At 70.6% G+C, this 18,693-nt stretch carries 16 protein-coding genes; 11 read left to right on the top strand and 5 right to left on the bottom strand.

Annotated elements, in window-relative coordinates; translation table 11 throughout:
* The 8 genes from AB0K00_RS27120 to AB0K00_RS27085 all read left to right on the top strand — a co-directional run bounded on the left by AB0K00_RS27120 (nt 1) and on the right by AB0K00_RS27085 (nt 12,178).
* Nucleotides 1-1,047, top strand: a complete 1,047-nt coding sequence (locus AB0K00_RS27120; RefSeq protein WP_363525221.1) for a hypothetical protein — start codon at nt 1-3, stop codon at nt 1,045-1,047.
* Nucleotides 1,048-1,203: 156 nt separating this feature from the next.
* Nucleotides 1,204-4,353 carry an amino acid adenylation domain-containing protein gene (locus tag AB0K00_RS27115; protein WP_363525218.1) on the top strand — a complete coding sequence of 1,050 codons (3,150 nt, stop codon included), beginning with the start codon at nt 1,204-1,206 and terminating at the stop codon, nt 4,351-4,353.
* Nucleotides 4,350-5,687 (top strand): ATP-grasp domain-containing protein, encoded by a 1,338-nt coding sequence (locus AB0K00_RS27110; protein ID WP_363525215.1) that lies wholly within the window; start codon nt 4,350-4,352, stop codon nt 5,685-5,687. The genes AB0K00_RS27115 and AB0K00_RS27110 overlap by 4 nt, the downstream gene beginning before the upstream one ends.
* A gap of 30 nt (nt 5,688-5,717) precedes the next feature.
* The gene (locus AB0K00_RS27105) at nt 5,718-7,241 is read left to right on the top strand and encodes an ATP-binding protein (RefSeq protein WP_363525212.1); all 1,524 of its coding nucleotides are present in this window, start codon (nt 5,718-5,720) and stop codon (nt 7,239-7,241) included.
* On the top strand, nt 7,238-7,681 hold the full coding sequence (locus AB0K00_RS27100; RefSeq protein WP_363525209.1) for a response regulator: 444 nt from the start codon (nt 7,238-7,240) through the stop codon (nt 7,679-7,681). The genes AB0K00_RS27105 and AB0K00_RS27100 overlap by 4 nt, the downstream gene beginning before the upstream one ends.
* Before the next feature lie 5 nt (nt 7,682-7,686).
* On the top strand, nt 7,687-9,645 hold the full coding sequence (locus AB0K00_RS27095) for a response regulator (protein ID WP_363525207.1): 1,959 nt from the start codon (nt 7,687-7,689) through the stop codon (nt 9,643-9,645).
* Nucleotides 9,646-9,776: 131 nt separating this feature from the next.
* Nucleotides 9,777-10,778, top strand: a complete 1,002-nt coding sequence (locus AB0K00_RS27090) for a LacI family DNA-binding transcriptional regulator (RefSeq protein ID WP_363525204.1) — start codon at nt 9,777-9,779, stop codon at nt 10,776-10,778.
* A gap of 146 nt (nt 10,779-10,924) precedes the next feature.
* Entirely contained in the window at nt 10,925-12,178 is a 1,254-nt protein-coding gene (locus tag AB0K00_RS27085) for an MFS transporter (protein ID WP_363525201.1), read from the top strand.
* A gap of 11 nt (nt 12,179-12,189) precedes the next feature.
* On the opposite strand, the gene AB0K00_RS27080 is transcribed toward AB0K00_RS27085, so the two are convergent.
* From AB0K00_RS27080 to AB0K00_RS27070, 3 genes are all read right to left on the bottom strand, one after another.
* Nucleotides 12,190-13,674: a sulfatase gene (locus AB0K00_RS27080; protein WP_363525199.1), complete on the bottom strand. Its 1,485-nt coding sequence runs from the start codon at nt 13,672-13,674 to the stop codon at nt 12,190-12,192.
* A gap of 652 nt (nt 13,675-14,326) precedes the next feature.
* On the bottom strand, nt 14,327-15,367 hold the full coding sequence (locus AB0K00_RS27075; protein WP_363525196.1) for a S66 peptidase family protein: 1,041 nt from the start codon (nt 15,365-15,367) through the stop codon (nt 14,327-14,329).
* Nucleotides 15,368-15,566: 199 nt separating this feature from the next.
* Nucleotides 15,567-16,151, bottom strand: coding sequence for a hypothetical protein (locus AB0K00_RS27070; RefSeq protein ID WP_363525193.1), 585 nt, complete (start codon nt 16,149-16,151; stop codon nt 15,567-15,569).
* 126 nt (nt 16,152-16,277) lie between these two features.
* On the opposite strand from AB0K00_RS27070, the gene AB0K00_RS27065 reads away from it, so the two are divergent.
* Nucleotides 16,278-16,790 (top strand): hypothetical protein, encoded by a 513-nt coding sequence (locus AB0K00_RS27065; RefSeq protein ID WP_363525190.1) that lies wholly within the window; start codon nt 16,278-16,280, stop codon nt 16,788-16,790.
* The gene (locus AB0K00_RS27060; protein ID WP_363525187.1) at nt 16,787-17,128 is read left to right on the top strand and encodes a transcriptional regulator; all 342 of its coding nucleotides are present in this window, start codon (nt 16,787-16,789) and stop codon (nt 17,126-17,128) included. Before AB0K00_RS27065 ends, AB0K00_RS27060 begins: the two co-directional genes overlap by 4 nt.
* A gap of 27 nt (nt 17,129-17,155) precedes the next feature.
* Here AB0K00_RS27060 and AB0K00_RS27055 read toward each other — a convergent pair whose 3' ends face one another.
* Nucleotides 17,156-17,680 (bottom strand): hypothetical protein, encoded by a 525-nt coding sequence (locus AB0K00_RS27055; RefSeq protein ID WP_363525184.1) that lies wholly within the window; start codon nt 17,678-17,680, stop codon nt 17,156-17,158.
* Nucleotides 17,677-18,288 (bottom strand): NAD(P)H-binding protein, encoded by a 612-nt coding sequence (locus AB0K00_RS27050; protein WP_363525181.1) that lies wholly within the window; start codon nt 18,286-18,288, stop codon nt 17,677-17,679. Before AB0K00_RS27050 ends, AB0K00_RS27055 begins: the two co-directional genes overlap by 4 nt.
* Nucleotides 18,289-18,393: 105 nt before the next feature.
* Between AB0K00_RS27050 and AB0K00_RS27045 the strand changes: the two genes are divergently transcribed.
* The gene (locus AB0K00_RS27045; RefSeq protein ID WP_363525178.1) at nt 18,394-18,687 is read left to right on the top strand and encodes an antibiotic biosynthesis monooxygenase family protein; all 294 of its coding nucleotides are present in this window, start codon (nt 18,394-18,396) and stop codon (nt 18,685-18,687) included.
* Nucleotides 18,688-18,693: the final 6 nt, after the last annotated feature.

Below are 18,693 nucleotides of genomic sequence, written 5' to 3'. Positions count from 1 at the left end.
ATGAAGTGGCTCCAGCGCGCCGCGACCCACTGCGTGTACGCGCCGATCCCGGTCGAGCGGACAGATCTCGGCCCGGACCAGGTGGATCTCGAACCGTACGCCAGCTACTTCCGGCTCTGGTTGAGCGAGATGTTCCTCACCGACCGCGTCAACTGGGTCCGTGAGGTCCACCCAGCCGTGCACGCCGAGGTGCGGCTGCAGTTCGGCAATCAGCAGGTCTCGTTCAGCAAGGTCGCCCAGCCGCCGACGGACCGGCTGTCCCAGGGCGTCCGCCTCAACTACCGCCTCACCGAGCTCCTGCCGTACAACGGCGGCGTGGTCGAGGTCGACGCCGCGCTGCTGGCGTTGAAGGGCAAGGACTACCTCGGCACCGCGATCGGTGTGCTCAAACAGTTCTCCGGCCTGGTCGCTCCGCCGCTCGGCCAGGTGATCGGGCTGGCCTCGACCCTCACCGCAGGCACCCGCGACCTGCTCGAGGCGACCGGCGGCGACGTCCACCTCGGGTTCCACCAGGAATGGATCAGCGCGGCGGGCGGCCAGACCGCCGCCACCCTGCGGCCGGGGTACTTCGCGGTCATCCTCGCCTCGGCGGAGAAGATCGCCGTGGAGCGACTGTCCGTGCAGAACGGCCAGCTGTACCACCAGAAACCGGGCGGCACCACACCCGAGCACCTGCTCGGCTACGACTACATGCTGTTGCGGGTCGAAGGACGGCGGGACCGCGACGACTGGCGGCTCAGGGACATCCAGGAGCCGCTGGATGCCGCGTTCACGGCACTCAGCGAGGTGCCCGCCAACCGTAAGAAGGCACGGACGTTCCTGATGGCGGCCGTCGCCGCCGCGATGGTCTCATCCGATCTCGCGACCCTCGACCGCCGCCGCGTCGTCGATGCGATCAAGGCGCAGTATGAAGAGTTCGAACGATCCGGCCTGGGTGTGGTCGGCGGGGAACACCGCGACCTGAACGCCATCATGGCGGCAAGGGCCATGTCGGTGGAGCGGGCACGGGCGCTCGGCAGGCTGACCGAGGAGGAGGCGTACGCCTGACCCTGGTTGCTCGATCGGGTGAATCGGCGCCGATTGCGGGACGATCAAGGTCTCGTCTATCGACAGTCGTGACCTTCGTGTGTGTACATGAGGTGGCCGGCATCGGTCTGAGATCCGTTGTGCGCCGCTGCGTCGGCGTGGACGGAGGTGCGGACCATGTCTGAGACGGTGGCGGGTGCCCACGCCGGTGCGATGGGCCAGGGGCCGCACGGTGCCTACCCGGACGACCGGTCGATCGCGGCGCTGTTCGCCGACGCCGTCACGCGTGCGCCGGACGCGGTGGCCGTGGTGGACGGCCGGCGGAGCGTCTCCTACGGCGAGCTGGACCGGTGGTCCGACCGGCTGGCGGCGCGGCTGGTGGACTTCGGGGTGCGGGCGGGTGAGCCGGTCGGCGTGCTCGGCGAGCGGAGCCTGGAGGCGCCGGCGGCGATCCTGGCCGTGCTCAAGGCCGGGGCCGTGTACGTGCCGCTGGATCGCTCCGATCCGGTGGGTCGGCTCCGGGCGCTGGCCGACGAGCTGTCGATCCGGCGGATGGTGTGGCTGCCGGGTGCGGTCGGGCTGCTGGACCGGATTCCCGGGCTGGAGGTCGCCGCGTTCCGCGACGGCGCTGACGTGGCCTGGTCGCCGGTCCACCGCGGCGGCGGCGACGTCGCGTACGTGATGTTCACGTCCGGGTCGACGGGCCCGCCGAAGGCGGTCGCGGTGCCGCACCGGGCGGTGGCGCGGCTGGTGATCAACACCAACTACATCGAGCTCGGGCGGCAGGATCGGGTCGCCAACACCGGGCACCTCGCGTTCGACGCGTCGGTGTTCGAGATCTGGGGGGCGTTGCTCAACGGCGCGCGGGTCGTCGTGGTCGACGCGGAGAGCCTGGTCGATCCGGCGCGGCTGCAGGCGGTGTTCGACTCGGCCAGGGTCACGGTCGCGTGGCTGTCGGCGGGGGTGTTCCATCACTGCGCGCGGTCCAGGCCGGCGATGTTCCGTGGCCTGCGGTGCCTGATCTCCGGCGGTGACGTGCTCAATCCGGAGCTGGTGCGGCGGGTGCTGGCCGCGGGTCCGCCGGAGTCCCTGCTCAACGCCTACGGACCGACGGAGAACACGACGTTCTCGACCACCTACCGGATCGAGGCGGTGCCGCCCGGTCTGGCCGGCATCCCGATCGGCCGGCCGGTCGCCAACTCGACGTGCCGGATCGTGACCGCCGAGGGAGAGCCCGCGCCGGTCGGCGAGCCGGGGGAGCTCTGGGTCGGCGGTGACGGTGTGGCGGTCGGGTACCTCAACAGCCCGGACCTCACCGCGCGTCGCTTCGTCGCCGATCCGGCCGGGCGGCGGCCGGACGCGCGGCTGTTCCGGACCGGGGACCTGGCCCGGTGGTTGCCGGACGGCACGATCGAGTTCATCGGCCGGCTCGACCGGATGGTGAAATTCCGGGACTTCCGGGTCGACCTCGACGAGATCCAGGGCGTGCTGTCGCGGTGCCCCGGTGTCGGTGAGGCCGCGGTGGTGCCGGTCGGTGACGGCGCCCGGGTGCGCTCGATCGCGGCGTTCTATGTGCTCGACGCTGATGCCGGCGACGCCGCGACCGCGGCGCGGGTCCGGGAGTTCCTCGCCGACTGGCTGCCGCAGTTCATGGTCCCGGCCACGCTGGTGGCAGTGGAGCGGTTGCCGCTGACCGGCACGGGCAAGGTCGACGGGGCGGCGCTCGCCGCGACGCTGGCGCGGGTGGCACTCCAGCAGGACAGCTCCGCGCAACCGCGCGGGCGCACGCCGCAGACGGCGCTACAGGTCGGGCTGGCGCGGCTGTGGTCCGAAGCGCTCGACGTCGACGACATCGGCCTGGACGACGACTTCTTCGCGCTGGGCGGCAACTCGCTGACCGCCGCCCGGGTGTTCACCCGGCTGCAGACCACCTTCGGGATCGACGCCGCGCAGAGCCGGTTCCTGACCGCGCGGCTGCTGGCGGACCCGTCGCTGGAGGCGTGCGCGGCGGCGGTGGCCGAGGCGCGCTCGGGCACCCTCGGCCGGGCCCCGGAGGGTCCGGCCATCGACTTCCGGCGGGAGGCCACGCTGGACGTGCCGATCCCCGTCACGGGACCCGCGCGGGCGGCCGGAGAGGCGGGCCAGGACATCCTGCTCACCGGTGCGAGCGGCTTCGTCGGCAGCTACCTGCTGCGGGAGCTGTTGCGGCTGACCGATGCCCGGATCCACTGCCTGGTCCGGGCGCTGGACCCCGGGCAGGCCGCGCACCGCATCCAGGCGGCACAGACCCGGTACGGGCTCGGCGAGGTGCCGCCCGCGCGGGTCGTTCCGGTCGTCGGTGACCTCGCCCAGCCGCTGCTCGGGCTGCCGCCGGAGGACTTCGAACACTACGCCGGGACGCTCGGGCTGATCATCCACTCGGCCGCGTACGTCAACTTCACGTATCCGTACGCGGACCTGGCCAAGGTGACGGTGCACGGGGTGAAGGAGCTGATCCGGCTCGCCGGGCACCGGCGGGGGATACCGGTGCACGCGGTGTCCAGCCTCGCGGTGCTTGCCGGGTTCGGCGCGGCCGGCGTGCCCGCGGTCACGGAGGACACCCCGTTGGACTTCCCGGAGCACCTGTACATGGGCTACACGGAGACCAAGTGGGTGGCGGAGGAACTGCTGCGCGGCGCCGCCGCGGCCGGGCTGCCGGTGTCGATCTACCGGCCGTACGAGGTGTCCGGTGACCTCACCGACGGGGCGTGGAACCTGGAGAACGCCACCTGCGCCCTGCTGCGGCTCATCGTGGACGTGGGGGTGGCGCCCGACATCGACCTTCCGCTCGATCTGGTGCCGGTCGACGTGCTGGCCGCGCAGATCGTCCACATCGCGCTGACCAGGACCGCGGACACGCGCACCTACCATCTGACCAACCCGCGGCCGGCACGCCTCGCCGACATGGTCGAACGGCTGCGCGAGCACGGCTACCCGATCCGGACGGCGGCGTACCCGGACTGGGTCCGCCGCGCCGTCCGCCACGCCTGCGACCATCCGGAGCACCCGTTCACGCCGTTCGTGCCGCTGTGGGTCGATCGCAGTCCGCTGAGCGGCCTGGTGGTCAAGCAGATGTACCTCACCTCCCGCTTTCCCCGGTTCGGCTCCGAGCACGCGGATCGCGCCCTGGCCGACCTGGACCGGCGCATGCCCCCGGTGGACGCCGACCTCCTCGACCGCTACATCCGGTTCTTCCAGCGGGTGGCGTTCTTCCCGCCCCCTCCCGGCCAGACCACGGCGGCAGCGGTACCGGCAGTACCGGCACCGCGGCCTCGGCCGCTGCGATGACCGTGGCCACGGCGGGCCGTGGGGGCGGCGCGGAACTGCCGCGACTGGCGGTCCTGCTGGACTTCGGCGCGGCGAGCCCGCTGAGCATTCTGGCCGCCGCTCGTGGCCTCGCCGACGTGGTGTTCCTGTGCGACCGGAGTCTGAGCTACGTCGCGTCGCGGTTCGACGAGCTCAGCGTCCTCGCGGCGACCTACGACATCACCGGCCGCACGGCGCAGGAGCTCGAGGACGTCGTGGACCGGGCCGGCCTGGCCGGGATCACGACGTTCAGCGAGAGCCAGCTCAACCGGACCGCGGCGCTGGCCCACGGCCGCGGCTGGGCGTTCCTGACCCCGGAGGCGGCGCGCGCGGCCACCGACAAGTACCTGCAACGTCGGCTGCTCGCCGAGGCGGGCGTGCAGGCTACCCGCTGCCGCGCCGTCCGGCAGGTCGCCGACCTCGCCGCCGCGCTGGCCGAGGTCGGCCTGCCCGCGGTGCTCAAGCCGCGCAGCGGCGCCGCCGGCGCACGGACCTGCCGGGTCACCAGCCACGCGGACGCGGCCGCACGCCTGCGTGACTTCCTGTCCGGCCCCGGCATGTCCGGTCGCGAGTTCGTCGTCGAGGAGATCCTCGCCGGCGACCCGTCGGCCGCCGGACCCGGCTGGGGCGACTACGTCTCGGTCGAGTCGATCACGCACCGCGGCGTGACCCGGCACGTCGAGATCACCGGCAAGTTTCCCCTCGCCGCCCCCTTCCGCGAGACCGGGTACGTCGTGCCGAGCACCCTGTCGGAATCGGATCGCCGGCGCGTGCTGGACCTGACCTCCGCGGCGCTGGCCGCCCTCGGCGTGCGCGACGGCGCCACCCACGTCGAGGTCAAGCTGACCCCGGCCGGACCGCGGGTGATCGAGGTCAACGGCCGCGTCGGGGGTTACGTCGCCGACCTGATCCGCCGCGCCCGCGGCTTCGACCTGATCCGCGCCGCGCTCCTCGTGGCGCTCGACCGCGACGACGACCAACCGGCGGGCGCGTATCGCCGGCACACGTTCCAGTACTTCCTCACGCCCCCGATGGAGGCGGCCGCGGTGCGCCGGTTCGATGGCGTCGAGGAGCTCGACCGGCACCACGGCGTCACCGTTGAGACGTTCAAGCAGGTCGGTGACGCGCTGGACTGGCGGGACGGGACGCTCACCTACCTCGGCATCGTCCACGGGTCGGGCCGCGACCACCGCGACGTGCTCGACCTTGTCGACCGCGTCAACCGGACGCTGCGCATCGAATACGTCGCCGCCGGCGCCGCCCCGGTCCGGCAGCGCACCGGCATCGTAGATGCTACGGTCAACTACACAGAGTAGTCGACCGACTGCGGGGCGCTGGGGGTCGCGATGTCGACGGTGCCGACCGCGGGCACGGGCCAGGAATCCGCGCCGCCCGCCGGCGCGTCACCGCCGGGCGCCGCGCCCCTTGGCGAAACGCACGGCACCGCCGCGTCGCCGCGGCCCGGTGGCCGGTGGTTGACGCGCTGGTCGGCCCGCGTCGACGGCCTGACGGTGCTGCACCGCGCGTTCGCGGCGGCGCTGCTGGCCACGCTGGCGGTGCCGGCGGTATCGGTTCCGGCCGGCCATCGGGCGGTGGCCGTCACCGCCAGCGCATTCCTGCCGATCCTCGCCGGCCTGGCCGTGCTGGCCCACCGGGTCGCGGTCCGGCAGGCCGGCGCGCGCCGCGACGCCGAGCAGGAGGCTGCGGCGAGCCACAACCAGTTGCAGGACCTGATCGACAACACGTCCGCCGTCATCTACATGAAGCGCATCGACAACGGCCAGTACGTGTTGGTGAACGGCGAATGGGAACGGCTCTTCGGGGTCGACCGCGGCCGGGTGATCAGCCTCACCGACCAGGAGGTGTTCCCACCCGCCCTCGCCGAGCAGCTGCGTGCGAACGACCTCGGCGTGGCGAAGGCCGGCGGGACCGTGCAGTACGAGGAGACCGCCGAAGTCGACGCGGAGATCCGCACCTACATCTCGGTCAAGTTCCCGGTCAAGGACAGCGCCGGGCAGCCGTACGCGGTGTGCGGCATTTCGACGGACATCACCGAACGCAAGCAGGCCGAAGAGGAGGTGCGCCAGCTCAACGCCCACCTGGAGACCCGCGTCCGGGAACGCACCGCGGAGCTGGAGGCGTCCACCCGGGAGCTCGACGCGTTCGCCTACTCGGTCTCCCACGACCTGCGCGCCCCGCTGCGCTCGTTGCACGGCTTCAGCGACGCGCTGCTGGAGGACTACATCGACGTCCTGGACGAGGAGGGCCGGGACTACCTGCGGCGAATCCAGCACAACGTGCAGCGGATGGGACGCATGATCGACGACCTGCTCAACCTGTCCCGGGCCACCCGCGCGGAGATCGTCCGCGAGACCGTCGACCTGAGCGGCATCGCCGGCGAGGTCCTCGCCGAACTCGCCGCCGCCGACCCGGGACGCACCGTCACCACCCGCATCGCCGACGATCTGCGGGCCTACGGCGACCCGCAGCTGATCCGCATGGCCCTGCACAACCTGCTCGCCAACGCCTGGAAGTTCAGCAGCAAACGCGCCGACCCCGTCATCGAGGTCGGCCGCGTCACCCACGGCACGGAGGAGCTGTACTTCGTCCGCGACAACGGCGCCGGATTCGACATGCAGTACGCCGGCAAGCTGTTCAACGCCTTCCAGCGGCTGCACCCGGTCGCCGAGTTCGAAGGCACGGGCATCGGCCTGGCCATCGTCGCCAGGGTGATCCGCCGGCACGGCGGCACCATCTCCGCCCACGCCGAGATCGGCAACGGCGCGACCTTCACCTTCAACCTGACCAGCACCGCGCGGGACGACACACCCCACCCGGCGCCGGCCGCCCTCGAGGGGACGATCGCATGAACAACACCAACACCATCCTCCTGGTCGACGACAGCCCCGACGACGTGGCGTTGACGCTGCGGGCGCTGAAGAAGAACAACATGACCAACCGCGTCGACATCGCCGCGGACGGGGAGGAGGCCCTGCGCTACCTGGTGCCCGAGGACGGCGGCGCGGAGAACCCGCTGCCGGCCATCGTCCTGCTCGACCTCAACCTGCCCAAGGTCAGCGGGCTGGACGTGCTGCGCGCCGTCCGCGCCAACCCGCGCACCCGGTACCTGCCGATCATCGTGCTCACCACCTCCACCGAGGAGCTCGACATCGTCCAGACCTACGACCTCGGCGCGAACAGCTTCGTGCGCAAGCCCGTCGTCTTCGCCGAGTTTCTGGAAGCGGTCCGGGTGCTCGGCCTGTACTGGCTGCTGGTGAACCAGCCGGCGCTGACCCGCAACAACACCTGACCGTCATGGACGCCATGCAGCTGCTGCTCGTCGAGGACAGCGAGGATGACGCGATCCTGGTCGTCAAGCGGCTGCGCCGCGCCGGCCTGACCATCGACTACCGCCGGGTGGAGACCCCGGAGGCGATGGCCGCCGAGCTCGACCGCAGCCCGCCCGACCTGGTGATCTCCGACAACAGCATGCCCCGGTTCAACGCCGAGGCCGCGCTGGCGCTGCTGCGGCAGACCGGCCTGGACATCCCGTTCATTGTGGTGTCCGGCCAGATCGGCGAGGAGTCGGCGGCGGCGCTCATGCGCGCCGGCGCCCAGGACTTCGTCCTCAAGGACAGCCTGTCCCGCCTCGCGCCCGCCGCGCACCGCGAGCTGCGCGACGCCCGGGAACGGCACGAACGCCGCCAAGCGCAGGCGGCCCTGCACACCGCCGAGGAACGGTTCCGGCTCATCGCCGAACACCTCAGCGACGTCGTCGTCAAATACCGGCTCACGCCCGTCCCGAGGGTGGAGTACGTCAGCCCCGGCATCGTCGAGCTCAACGGCCACCACCCGGGTGTCCTCTACGCCCGGCCGGAGCTCATCTTCGACGCGGTGCACCCAGACGACCTCGAGCAGGAGCGCCGGGCCTGGCTGGCGCCACCACCGCAGCCGTTCCTCACCCGCTGGCGGCGACCCAACGGCACCGAGGCGTGGATCGAGCACCGGCTCGTCGCGGTGCACCCCGGCGACGGCGCGCCCGTCGCGGTCGAAGGGATCCTCCGCGACGTCACCACCCAGATCGAGGCCGCACACGAACGCGAGGAACTGGCCCGCCAGCTCCATCAGGCTGAACGGCTCGACTCCCTCGGCCAGCTCGCCGGCGGCATCGCCCACGACTTCAACAACCTGCTCCACGTCATCAGCGGATACGCCGACTTCATCCTCGACGAACTCGGCCCGGAGCACCCGTGCTCCCGCGACGCCGATGCCATCGCCGACGCCGCCCGCCGCGGCGCCGCACTGACCCGGCAACTGCTCATCTTCACCCGGCTGCAACCGTCCCACCCGCAGCTGGTCAACATCAACGCGGTGATCGCCGACGTCGAACGGCTGCTTCGCCGGACCATCGGCGAGGACATCGACTTCGTCATCAGACCCGACCCGACGATCAGCTGCGTCACCATCGACCCCAGCCGGCTCGAGCAGCTCATCATGAACCTCGTCGTCAACGCCCGCGCAGCCATGCCCAGCGGCGGCGAGCTCACCATCAGCACCGCCGCGGTGGACGGCCGCTTCGTCCGGGTGACCGTCACCGACACCGGCTGCGGCATGACCCCCGAGGTGCAACGCCGCGCCTTCGAACCCTTCTTCACCACCAAGGGCGCCGGCAACGGCAGCGGCCTGGGCCTCGCCACCGTCTACGGCGTCGTCCGCGAGGCGGCCGGCACCATCACCCTGTTCTCCGAACCGGGACGAGGCACCCGCTTCACCATCGACCTGCCCGCCACGGACCAGCCCGTCACCGTGCTGCCCTATGTTCCCGTCGCCACCGCCACCAGCGACGGCGAGGACGAACACATCCTGCTCATCGAGGACGACCCGCGGGTCCGCGAGACCACCCGGCGTCTCCTGCAGGGCCACCGCTACCAGGTCACCGACGTACCGACCCGCGACGACGCGCTCGAGGTCATCCGCGACGAGCACCAGCAGGTCGACCTCTGCCTCTCCGACATCGTCATGCCCGGCATGCCCGCCCCCGAGTTCATCGAGCAGCTCCGCGCGCAGCGCCCGGCCACCCCGATCGTCTTCATGTCCGGCTATCCCGCCGAGCACCACAACAGCCGCAACCTGCCCGACGACATCCCGATCGTCACCAAACCCGCCGAGGCGGCCACCCTCCTGCGCACGATCAGGGCCGCTATCGACCGCACGTCGACCGGGACCGACGCCGCCACACCCGGCCTGCGGCTCCCGACGATGTACGCAGGGTGATGTCGTCAGCCGTCGGGATGTGACCGCCGGCGCAAGCGATATGTACAGGCGTACACAAGGCGCGTACGGTGGTGCAGACGCCTGACGCCGGTCGAGGGCTGGTCGGGATTTGTCCGTGAAAGGTACGGAACATGGTTGGGTCCAAGCTGACGATCGAAGACGTCGCGCGCGCGGCCGGCGTGTCGCGTTCGACCGTGTCGCGGGTCATGAACAACGTGCCCGGTGCCACCGAGTCGGTCCGGCGGCACGTCAAGAACGTCATCGCCGAGCTGGGTTACGTGCCTGACCAGACGGCGCGGGCCCTCGCCTCCCGGCAGCAACCGGCCGTCGACGTCGTGGTGGCCGCCCCCGTGTCCGCGGTGGGATGGATCAGCTCGCACCCGTACTACAGCCGGGTGCTGGCCGGGATCATGACGGTGCTCGACGGCCGGGAGGTGCAGCTGCGCATCCACGCCGTGACGGATCCGGACGATGTCGAGGTCGTCGACGCGATCGCGCGGCGGGTGTCGGTCGGTGTGGTGCTGGCCGACGGTTCGCCTGCCGTCGCGGCCCGCCTGCACCAGCAGTGCAGGCGGGTGGTGTCGCTGGTGGCGACCGCCCGGTCCGTGCCGGCCGTCGAGGCGGACAACGCCGACGGTGCGTATGCCGCCGTGCGGTACCTTCACCAGCTCGGCAGGCGGCGTATCGCCGCGATCCACGGGGCCGACGACACCTGCGGGATCAGCCGCCGGTCCGGCTACCTGCGGGCCGTCGCCGAGCTCGGGCTGGAGGACCTGAGCACCGGCGGTGCGTTCCAGCGCGAGGTCGGCCTCAGCGCCGCGCGGGAGCTGCTCGAGCGGCACCCGGACATCGACGCGATGTTCGTGGCGTGCGATCTGACGGCCGCCGGCGCCGTCCAGGCGATCACCGCGACGGGCCGGCGAATCCCGCAGGACGTCAGCGTCGTGGGGTTCGACGACAGCATCGCCGCGGTGTGCTCGAACCCACCGTTGAGCACGATGCGGATGCCGGTCGAGGACATGGCCTCCGCCGCGGCGCGGCTGCTGCTGGACGGCCCGGTGCCAGCTGGCTATCGGCAACGATTCCCGGTCGAGCTGATCGTGCGGGAGAGCACGGCCGCCGCACGACCCTGACCGTCACGGCCTTGACCGTCACGGCCCTGACCGCATGGTTCGTCCGGCGCTGGTCATGAGAGCGCTCTCGCCCCTACCGTGCGAGCCGGTACGCATCGTGCCGGAACGCCGTCACGGCACCGGCGGCCATCCGGAAGGGCACAGCCATGACACTCCCCGAAGCGGCACCCCCTGTGGATGTGCCGTTCGCCGAGCCTGCGGCGCACAGGTCGGCGATCCGGCTGACGCTCGCCTCACCGGTCTACCGCGGGGCAACCATCGCGATGTTCCTGTCCGGGCTCGGATTCTCGGCGGCGGCCCCGCAGATCGCCCGCTTCCTGGTCAATGACCTCGGCGGCTCGCTGACCGCCGCGGGGCTGTTCTACCTCACCAACCTGACGGCACCGGTGGCCGGCTACCTGGTCGGTGCGCGGTCGGACCGTACCGGCGGACGCCTGGGCCTGTTCCGCATCTGCGCCGCCGCCGGGTTCGCGAGCTGGGCCGCCATCGCGTTCTCGACCCAGCTGTGGATGCCCTTCGTGCTCAGCGCCGTCATCGGCGCGTTCGGCGGCGCCGCGACCTCGCAGCTGTTCGCCGCGATCCACGACGAGACGAGCGCGCACCCGAACCCGAACAACGACGGTGTGGTTTCCATCGTGCGGATGGCCCTGACCGCCGGCTGGGTCGTCGGCCCGGTCACCGGAGCCTTCCTGGCCGCGCACACCTCGCTGCGCACCATGCTGCTCGCGACGGCGATCGCCACCGCCGCCCAGATCATCCCGCTCGGCACACTCAGGACATCCCCGGCGGCGGGCGCATCCTCGGAACCGGGTGTACGCGGCCGTCCCGGCCTGCGGGTCATGCTGCCGTTGCTGGCTTTCACGGCCCTGTACGTGCTCGTCTACGCCGGCGAGTCGATCAAGTATGCGTACCTGCCGATCTACATGAACGACCAGCTCCACTACCCCGCCGCGCTCAGCGGCGCCGTCATCGGCATCCAGCCGCTGGTCGAACTGGTCCTGATGCCACTTGCCGTGCTCGCGGCCCGCAGAATCGGCATGATGCGCCTGATGGTGCTCGGCGCGGCCTTCGGCGTCGCCGCCAACATCTGCTTCGCCACGACGGGCTCGCCGGTCGGGCTGTTCGCCGGGCAGGTCCTCATGGGCGGCGTGTGGGGCATCTTCGCCGCCCTCGGCATCATCGTCGCCCAAGGCCTGCTCCCGACCGCCGTGGCCACCGCATCGGCCATCTTCCTCAGTTCCACCGCGGTCAGCTCCGCCCTGGGCGGCGCCGCCGGAGGTCTCGGCGCCGCCGCCATCGGGCTGCCCGCGGTGTTCTTCATCCCCGCCGCGGCCGCGCTGCTCGCCGTGATCGGTCTTGCCGTCATGACCCGCTCGGCAGCACCCAGCCGGCAAACCTGAGGCCGGTTGGATCAGCTGACGTGCCCCGCGGTCCAGCAGGACGCGTTCGTGTGGCAGTTCTTCAGCGCGTCCAGGTCCGCGTGCAGGGTCGCCTTACGGGCGGCGGAGAGGCTCACGTAGGTGTTGTGCAGCTGGTACTGGTCGGTGGCGCGGTCGTAGTACTCGAATTCGCCGCTGTCGTACTCCACGTAGGTGTATGTCGCCGTGCGCAGCGCCTCGTAGGTGGTCGGCATGCCGTTGCGGGCGTCCTGGACGTCTGGGTCGTCGGCACTGGCGCCCGGGCCGTGGTGCTCAATGAGTGAGCCGGTGCGCCACGGGGCGGTCTGCCCGCCGGTGAGCAGCGTGACCAGGGAGCGGCCGTCGACGTCGCCGGCGACCGGAGCGCCGCCGATGCGCTGGAACGTGGGTGCCAGGTCGATGTTCTGCACGACCTGTGGGCGGTTGACGCCGCTGGGCACGTCAGGGCCGGCGATCACCAGCGGCACCACCACGTCATGGTCGAACGCCGTCTGCTTGCCTACGACCAGGCGGTGGTCGCCCATGTGGAAGCCGTTGTCGGAGCTGAACACGACGTAGGTGTTGCCGGCGACCCCCGAGTCGGTGAGCTGCCGGCGCAGCCCGGCGATCATGCGGTCGACGGCCTGGACGGCCTGGGCCCGCTTCCGGTAGTCGGTGTTGATCTTCTCGATCTCGGCGGCGGTGAGCGGGCCGTTGCCGGCCAGCCATGCCGGCGCGTTCGTCGGCAACGTGTTCCAGGCGGGCGTGTGCGGGGCGGTCAGGCCGGGGAACTTGTCGAGGTCCTGGCGGGCCGGGGTGAACGGGCCATGCGGCGCGAACGTGGAGATCTCCAGCAGGAACGGCTTGTGCGCCGCGGCCGCGCGCTGAATGAACGACGTGCCCTTGGCGCCCACGACGTCGGTGAGATAGTCGGCGTCGGTGTTGCCGTAGTGCACGAGGGTGCCGTTCTCGTTCAGGTTGTAGTTGTACTCGCCGTAGGCGTTGCCGGCGCCGTACCACTCGCTCCAGCCCGGCGGGGTGTACAGATCCTTGGGAAGGTACCCGTTGAGATACTTGCCCATGAATGCCGTGGTGTACCCCTGTGCCTGCAGTGCCGTGGCGAAGGTACGCGACTCGTTGCCACGGTTGCGGAACACCGCGAAGCCGCCGTCGGGCCCCTCGTTGGTGAAGACCCCAGTGTCGTGCGGGAACTTCCCGGTGAAGATCGACGAGCGGGACGGGCAGCACAGCGAGTCGGTGACGGTGTAGTTGGTGAACGTCGTGCCGTCGGCCTGCAGACGCTGCACGTTCGGCATGTGCTGCACCAGGTTCCACGCCAGATCGTCGACCAGGACGAACACGATGTTCGGCGGGGTGGCGGCGGCCACGGCGGAGGCCGGCGCCGCGCCGGCGGAGGCTGGCATCGCGCCGGCGGAGGCGACGAGACCGGCTGCGGCGGCGAGAGCGGCGGTGGCCAGAACGGCCAAGGATCTACGCATGCCATCCACGATGACCGATGGACCAGGTGATTGGTTGAACGGCGTGTTCGAATCCTGTAAAACTTATCGGCTAGATAGGAGTTCGCGAGACCTGGTGCGACGAACGCATGTGTCACGACCTGCGCAAAGGTCCATCTCGGCGATAGGGGAGAGCGGTTGGTGACCGTCGTGGCATGATCGAGGGCGACACGGACGTTGGAAGTGTTCATGCCTCGCCGATCAGCGAGACAGGTCAGGGCGAGCTCGGCGCGCCGCCCACGCTGGTGCCTGGTCCCTGCACCACGCACACCGTTGCCCGCCAAACTGTCCGCCTCGACCAACCACCAGATACGCAGCTTCGAACGCCGCCACGGCCTTGACCCCGGCCACGTCGCCGTAGCGCTGCGCCGGTGGGCAGGCTGGTCCCGATGCCGGCGAGCGGACCGCTGGCGTTACGGATGGTCGTTCAGTCCACCCTTCGCCGACGACCGCGCACTGCTGGAGGGCCTGCTTGCAGGACTGCACAGGCCGGCGCGCCGCCAGCTCTGGTCAATACTGGCGACCCTGGACGCCCGCTACCGCGCCGCGACGGTCCACGATCCCTTCACACCCGCGTACCTGCCTTGGTGGCGCCGGCGAACAGCGTTGTGACGTGGCCGCCGAGGCCGTCGGCTCACTGATCCGCGGTGCTCAGCCGGCCGGTCCCCGCCGTCGCGTGTGGCCGTACCGCCGGTTCGAGCAGCGACAACGTCCGCTGCTGCGCATCGAGGGCGACGCGGATGCCGACCGGCATCGGCAGATTCGGGCCGGCGTGTCCGAACTCGACGTTGCCCAGGACCGGGATGTCACGGTCGCCGAGGACGTCGAGAACGATCTCGGGCAGGGTCGGGGAGGCGTCGGGCGCATCGAGTCCGCCGATCTCGCGCGGAATGCCCACGACCATGCCGGAGATCCGATCGAGGATGCCGGCGTGTCGCAGCACGTGCAGATAGCTCCAGACGTACGAGGCCAGGCCGCCCATCTCCTCCCAGAACAGCACCGCGCCGTCGAACCATTCGAGCGGCAGCGCGTAGCGCGTCGCCTGGAGCAGCGTGATGCGATTGATCACCCCACCGATCAGCCGGCCTTCGGCACGCCCGGCACGCCAGCATTCCCACGACGCGCTGGCCGGCAGCGCACCGATCGCCTCGGTGCCGGTCAGCAACCTGGAGTAGAGCTGCTCGAGTTCCGCCTGGCGCGTCGCCGGCGCAGCCTGCCAGTGTCCGCCGAAGCCAGGGGTCGCCATGTCGGCATGGAATCCGATCAGGCCCGTGCGTTGATAGAGCACCAGATGCAGCAGCGAGATGTCGCTGTAGCCGAGGATCGGCTTGGGGTCGGCCCTGATCGCCTCGACGTCGATCAGGTCGAGGTAGCCGAGCGCCGTCTGGCCGCCGTCATTCGCGATGATCGCGCGGACCTCAGGATCACGCAGCAGACCGTTGAGTTCCCCGGCGATCTCCGCCGGCGTAGCCGCACTCCACCAATGGCTCCGGCCCACTTCGAGGAGCGGCGCCCGACGCACGCGGAATCCCATCCGCTCGAGCACGACCACCGTCTGCTCGACGTTGGGCTCGTAAGCGGCAGGCAGCGGCCCAGACAGCGACGCGATAACGACGAGATCTCCGGGTGCCAGGGCGCGAGGTCGAAGCAGCTGAGGCAATGCAGAACCGGTCACCGACGCAGTGTCCCGACCCCCGCAACAACGCGCCACACACTTACCGATCGGCCGCGCCGGGCCCGCGGCATCAGCGTGCGTCCCAGAGCAGAGATGAGCCGGCGTTACAACCGCTACGTCGAAGAATCGTGGGTCGATGTCCGCGTCACGCCTCTGCACCGTGCTGCTTGGCCCACGGGTGGCCGCGTCGGAACGGCAGTTAGTCGGTCGGTAGCACCGAGGCGTCGAGCTGCCACTGGTCGGCGGGGATAAGGACGCACACCGGCCGGTCCTCCGGGGACGTCGCCGACTCGTAGGCCACGGTCACCTCCCGCGCGGCCCGGCTGTGTGGCGGCAGCAGCCTCATCACGATCCAGTAGGCCGGCCCGTCGCCACGCTCCGCCGCCTGCCTCAGCAGTGCAAACGCCGCAGCGTCGGCACCCTTCTGGTGCAACAACCCAGCCAGGTTCACGGGGGCGTCCGGATCCGCGTCCGCGACCGCGGCGCGCAGGCAGTCCTCGGCGTCGTCCAGCGCGCCGTCATCCCAGAGCGTGACGCCGAGCATGTTCCGGGCACCCGGCACCTGGGCCGCCACCGCCTCGTCCAGCAGCCGCAATGCCTCCGCGTGGGACGCGGCGTCGGCATCGGAGTACTGATGGAGCAGAAATGTGGCCAGCCGCAGTTGGGCCGGCCCGTGGCCTGCTGCCACCGCCGCGCTCAGCAGCGCCAGCGCTTCGGCTTCGGCCGGTCCACCCTCATCGGCAAGCCGGTCGCCTCGCCGGAACCACTGCTCCGCGTCGTCCATTCCGACATGAAAGCACGCACGCACTCCTCGCCCGCCGCACATCACACGCCAGCGCGGACGAGGTCGTTGACAGGTTTGCTTCGCGCATATACTTTCCTGGCAGGAAGTAGTTCTGGGGAGGCTAACGTGGAGCCGTCGGCGGACGAAGCCGCAGCAGCACTACGGAAGATCGATCAGCAGCGCTGGCAGACGCGGGAGAAGACGGCCCCGTCGGTCTGGCTGGCATGCACGGTGTTCACAGTGATCCTGGTCGGGATCGGCCTCATCGAAGATCTGGCCGGGCCCTCGTCAGGGGGCTTTGTCATGTCGCTCCTCCTGGCAGGCCCGGTGTTCGGCCTGGCCACCCGAACCCGTTGGGGCTCCGCGTTGCTGGGGAGGCGATCGCTGTCCCGATCGTGGATCATCGGCGCCGGCCCCGACGGATCGGCCCGCTCCCGGATAGTGACTAGCGCGATCTGGCTCGTCGTCGCCGTAGCGGTTGCGGCCGTGGTCGTATGGCGTTTCGACGAGACGGCCATGCCCGTCCAGAGCGACGACGCGCTGCCGAACACCATCCTGAACCTGGGCGCCGCCATCGTGGGCAGCGTCCTCTACATCGCGTACCGCCGGTGGCTCGCGGCGAAGGCCAAACACCGATGAGCGGCAATCGGCTGCACATCGATCCGCTGCTCGTCGACCCGACCCGGCTTTCGATCGTCGCCATCCTCAGCGCCTGCGAGTGGGCCGAGTTCGGCGTCGTGCGCGACGCGGCGGGAATCACCGATTCGGCGCTGTCCAAGCAGGTGACGACGCTGGAGAAGCGCCAGTACGTCGAAGTGAACAAGGGTTACGTCGGCCGCCGCCCGCGCACCTGGCTGCAGCTGACCGGATCCGGCAGGCAGGCCCTGGAACACCACATCGCCGGACTCGAACGCATTGTGCAGCAGGGGCGGGCAGCCGGCTCCGGGCGCGGCGCGACGAAGCCCGAACCACAATGAACCGTGCTTCAGATCCGGATGGGAGCGCTAGTCGCCGGCGCTGATGACCTTTCCGCCGAGCCCGGACCGTGACGTGGGTTGGCCGACGAGTTCGACGAGGACGTCGTCGCGACATTCGGCGCCGAACACGGCGGTGACGGCGTCGGTGAACGCGGCGACGAGTTGCGCCACGATGCTGGCCGCGTCGTCACGTGCGAACACTTCCTCGCGCATGCCGAAGGTGATCGAGGGCGCGGCCGTGGTCACCGTCGCCCCGCCGCGGGCCCATCGTCCGGCGGGAATGCCGATCAGCCTGACGTCCACCGAACGTCGGGCCCACTCGCCATACACGGACACGACGGCGTCGGTCAGTTCCCCGATGAGGCCGGGTTCACGCCCGGTGAGCTCTTCTTCGAGCGCGTAGAGCGTCACGTGCGGCATCGGCAACTCCTCGATGTCAGAGCGTGGCGGCGATGGTGTTCGACCATGCAGCATAGGGCTGCCCGTTCGCCTGCCGGAAACGATTTCCTGTCGCCAAACCATGCTCGGAGAGATGGCGGCGGCAGCGTTCACGAGGTGATGACGACGGCCTGGTGCGGGTAGGCGTTCTCGCGGAGTTCGGTGAGCATGAACTCCGCGAGGTCGGCGCGGGACACCTTGGCGGTGAAGGAAAGCCGCAGGTCGGTTCCGGTGCGGTAGCTGCCGGTGCGGGGTCCGTTGGTGAGGACCGGTGCGCGGACCACGGTCCACGAGGTGTCGCTGTCTCGGACGAGGGCTTCCATCTGTTCCTTGTCTCGGAGCACGGCCCGCTCGAGCAGCCACGATATGGCGACATAGGCGCTGCGGTGGCGGCTGTCGGCGACGCCGTAGTTGCTCAGGATGACCAGGCGGCGGGGGCCGTCGCCGGCCGCGGTGGACAGCACCGTACGGATGCCCTCGGTGCACACGTCGGGGCCTCGGCGTTGCCTGCCCAACGTGCTGATGACCGCGTCGGCGCCGTGGAGGGTCGTGGCCACCGCCGCGGGGTCGCGCACGTCGCCGCCGACGACGCGGAGCCGTGCGTGCGCAGGGATCCGAGCCGGGTCGCGGGTGAGCGCGTTGACCTCGTGGCCGTGTTGCAGGGCGTGCTCGACAACGACACGGCCGGCGCGGCCGGTCCCGCCGAAAATGGCCAAGCGCAAGGAAACTCCCCGACATATCGACGATGGACTTATCCGGTACACGTGTGCCGGTTAGCTGCTACAGTGCCTCCGGTAGCCCCGGACGTCAACCCCAGGAGGCCCGTCATGCTGATCGTCGCCGGAACCGGCCACGTCGACCCCGACCACCGCGAGGCACTCCTGGAGAGCCTCACCCCGTCGCTCCGCCAGGCTCGAACCGCCCCGGGATGCCTGGACTACGTGGTGGCGGCCGACCCGATCGAGCCCAGCAGGGTCAACATCTACGAGCGCTGGGAGTCCGAGGCCCACCTCAACGCACACCTGGCCGGCACCGCGCAGACCGCGCCGCCGATGCCGGACGTGCGCAGCGTGGAGGTCATCCGGTACGAGATCAGCGGCTCCATGCCACTCCAAGGCTGAGTGGGT

The sequence above is a fragment of the Dactylosporangium sp. NPDC049525 genome, assembly GCF_040676755.1.
GTDB lineage: Bacteria > Actinomycetota > Actinomycetes > Mycobacteriales > Micromonosporaceae > Dactylosporangium.
The sequence above is the reverse complement of the archived record's forward strand: the minus strand, read 5'-3'. Positions and strand labels throughout refer to the sequence as shown.

Excerpts from the sequence above, each read along its gene's own strand:
- AB0K00_RS27120 (WP_363525221.1), top strand. The coding sequence starts at position 1 with ATGAAGTGGCTCCAGCGCGCCGCGACCCACTGCGTGTACGCGCCGATC.
- AB0K00_RS27115 (WP_363525218.1), top strand. The coding sequence starts at position 1,204 with ATGTCTGAGACGGTGGCGGGTGCCCACGCCGGTGCGATGGGCCAGGGG.
- AB0K00_RS27110 (WP_363525215.1), top strand. The coding sequence starts at position 4,350 with ATGACCGTGGCCACGGCGGGCCGTGGGGGCGGCGCGGAACTGCCGCGA.
- AB0K00_RS27105 (WP_363525212.1), top strand. The coding sequence starts at position 5,718 with ATGTCGACGGTGCCGACCGCGGGCACGGGCCAGGAATCCGCGCCGCCC.
- AB0K00_RS27100 (WP_363525209.1), top strand. The coding sequence starts at position 7,238 with ATGAACAACACCAACACCATCCTCCTGGTCGACGACAGCCCCGACGAC.
- AB0K00_RS27095 (WP_363525207.1), top strand. The coding sequence starts at position 7,687 with ATGGACGCCATGCAGCTGCTGCTCGTCGAGGACAGCGAGGATGACGCG.
- AB0K00_RS27090 (WP_363525204.1), top strand. The coding sequence starts at position 9,777 with ATGGTTGGGTCCAAGCTGACGATCGAAGACGTCGCGCGCGCGGCCGGC.
- AB0K00_RS27085 (WP_363525201.1), top strand. The coding sequence starts at position 10,925 with ATGACACTCCCCGAAGCGGCACCCCCTGTGGATGTGCCGTTCGCCGAG.
- AB0K00_RS27080 (WP_363525199.1), bottom strand. The coding sequence starts at position 13,674 with ATGCGTAGATCCTTGGCCGTTCTGGCCACCGCCGCTCTCGCCGCCGCA.
- AB0K00_RS27070 (WP_363525193.1), bottom strand. The coding sequence starts at position 16,151 with ATGGACGACGCGGAGCAGTGGTTCCGGCGAGGCGACCGGCTTGCCGAT.
- AB0K00_RS27060 (WP_363525187.1), top strand. The coding sequence starts at position 16,787 with ATGAGCGGCAATCGGCTGCACATCGATCCGCTGCTCGTCGACCCGACC.
- AB0K00_RS27045 (WP_363525178.1), top strand. The coding sequence starts at position 18,394 with ATGCTGATCGTCGCCGGAACCGGCCACGTCGACCCCGACCACCGCGAG.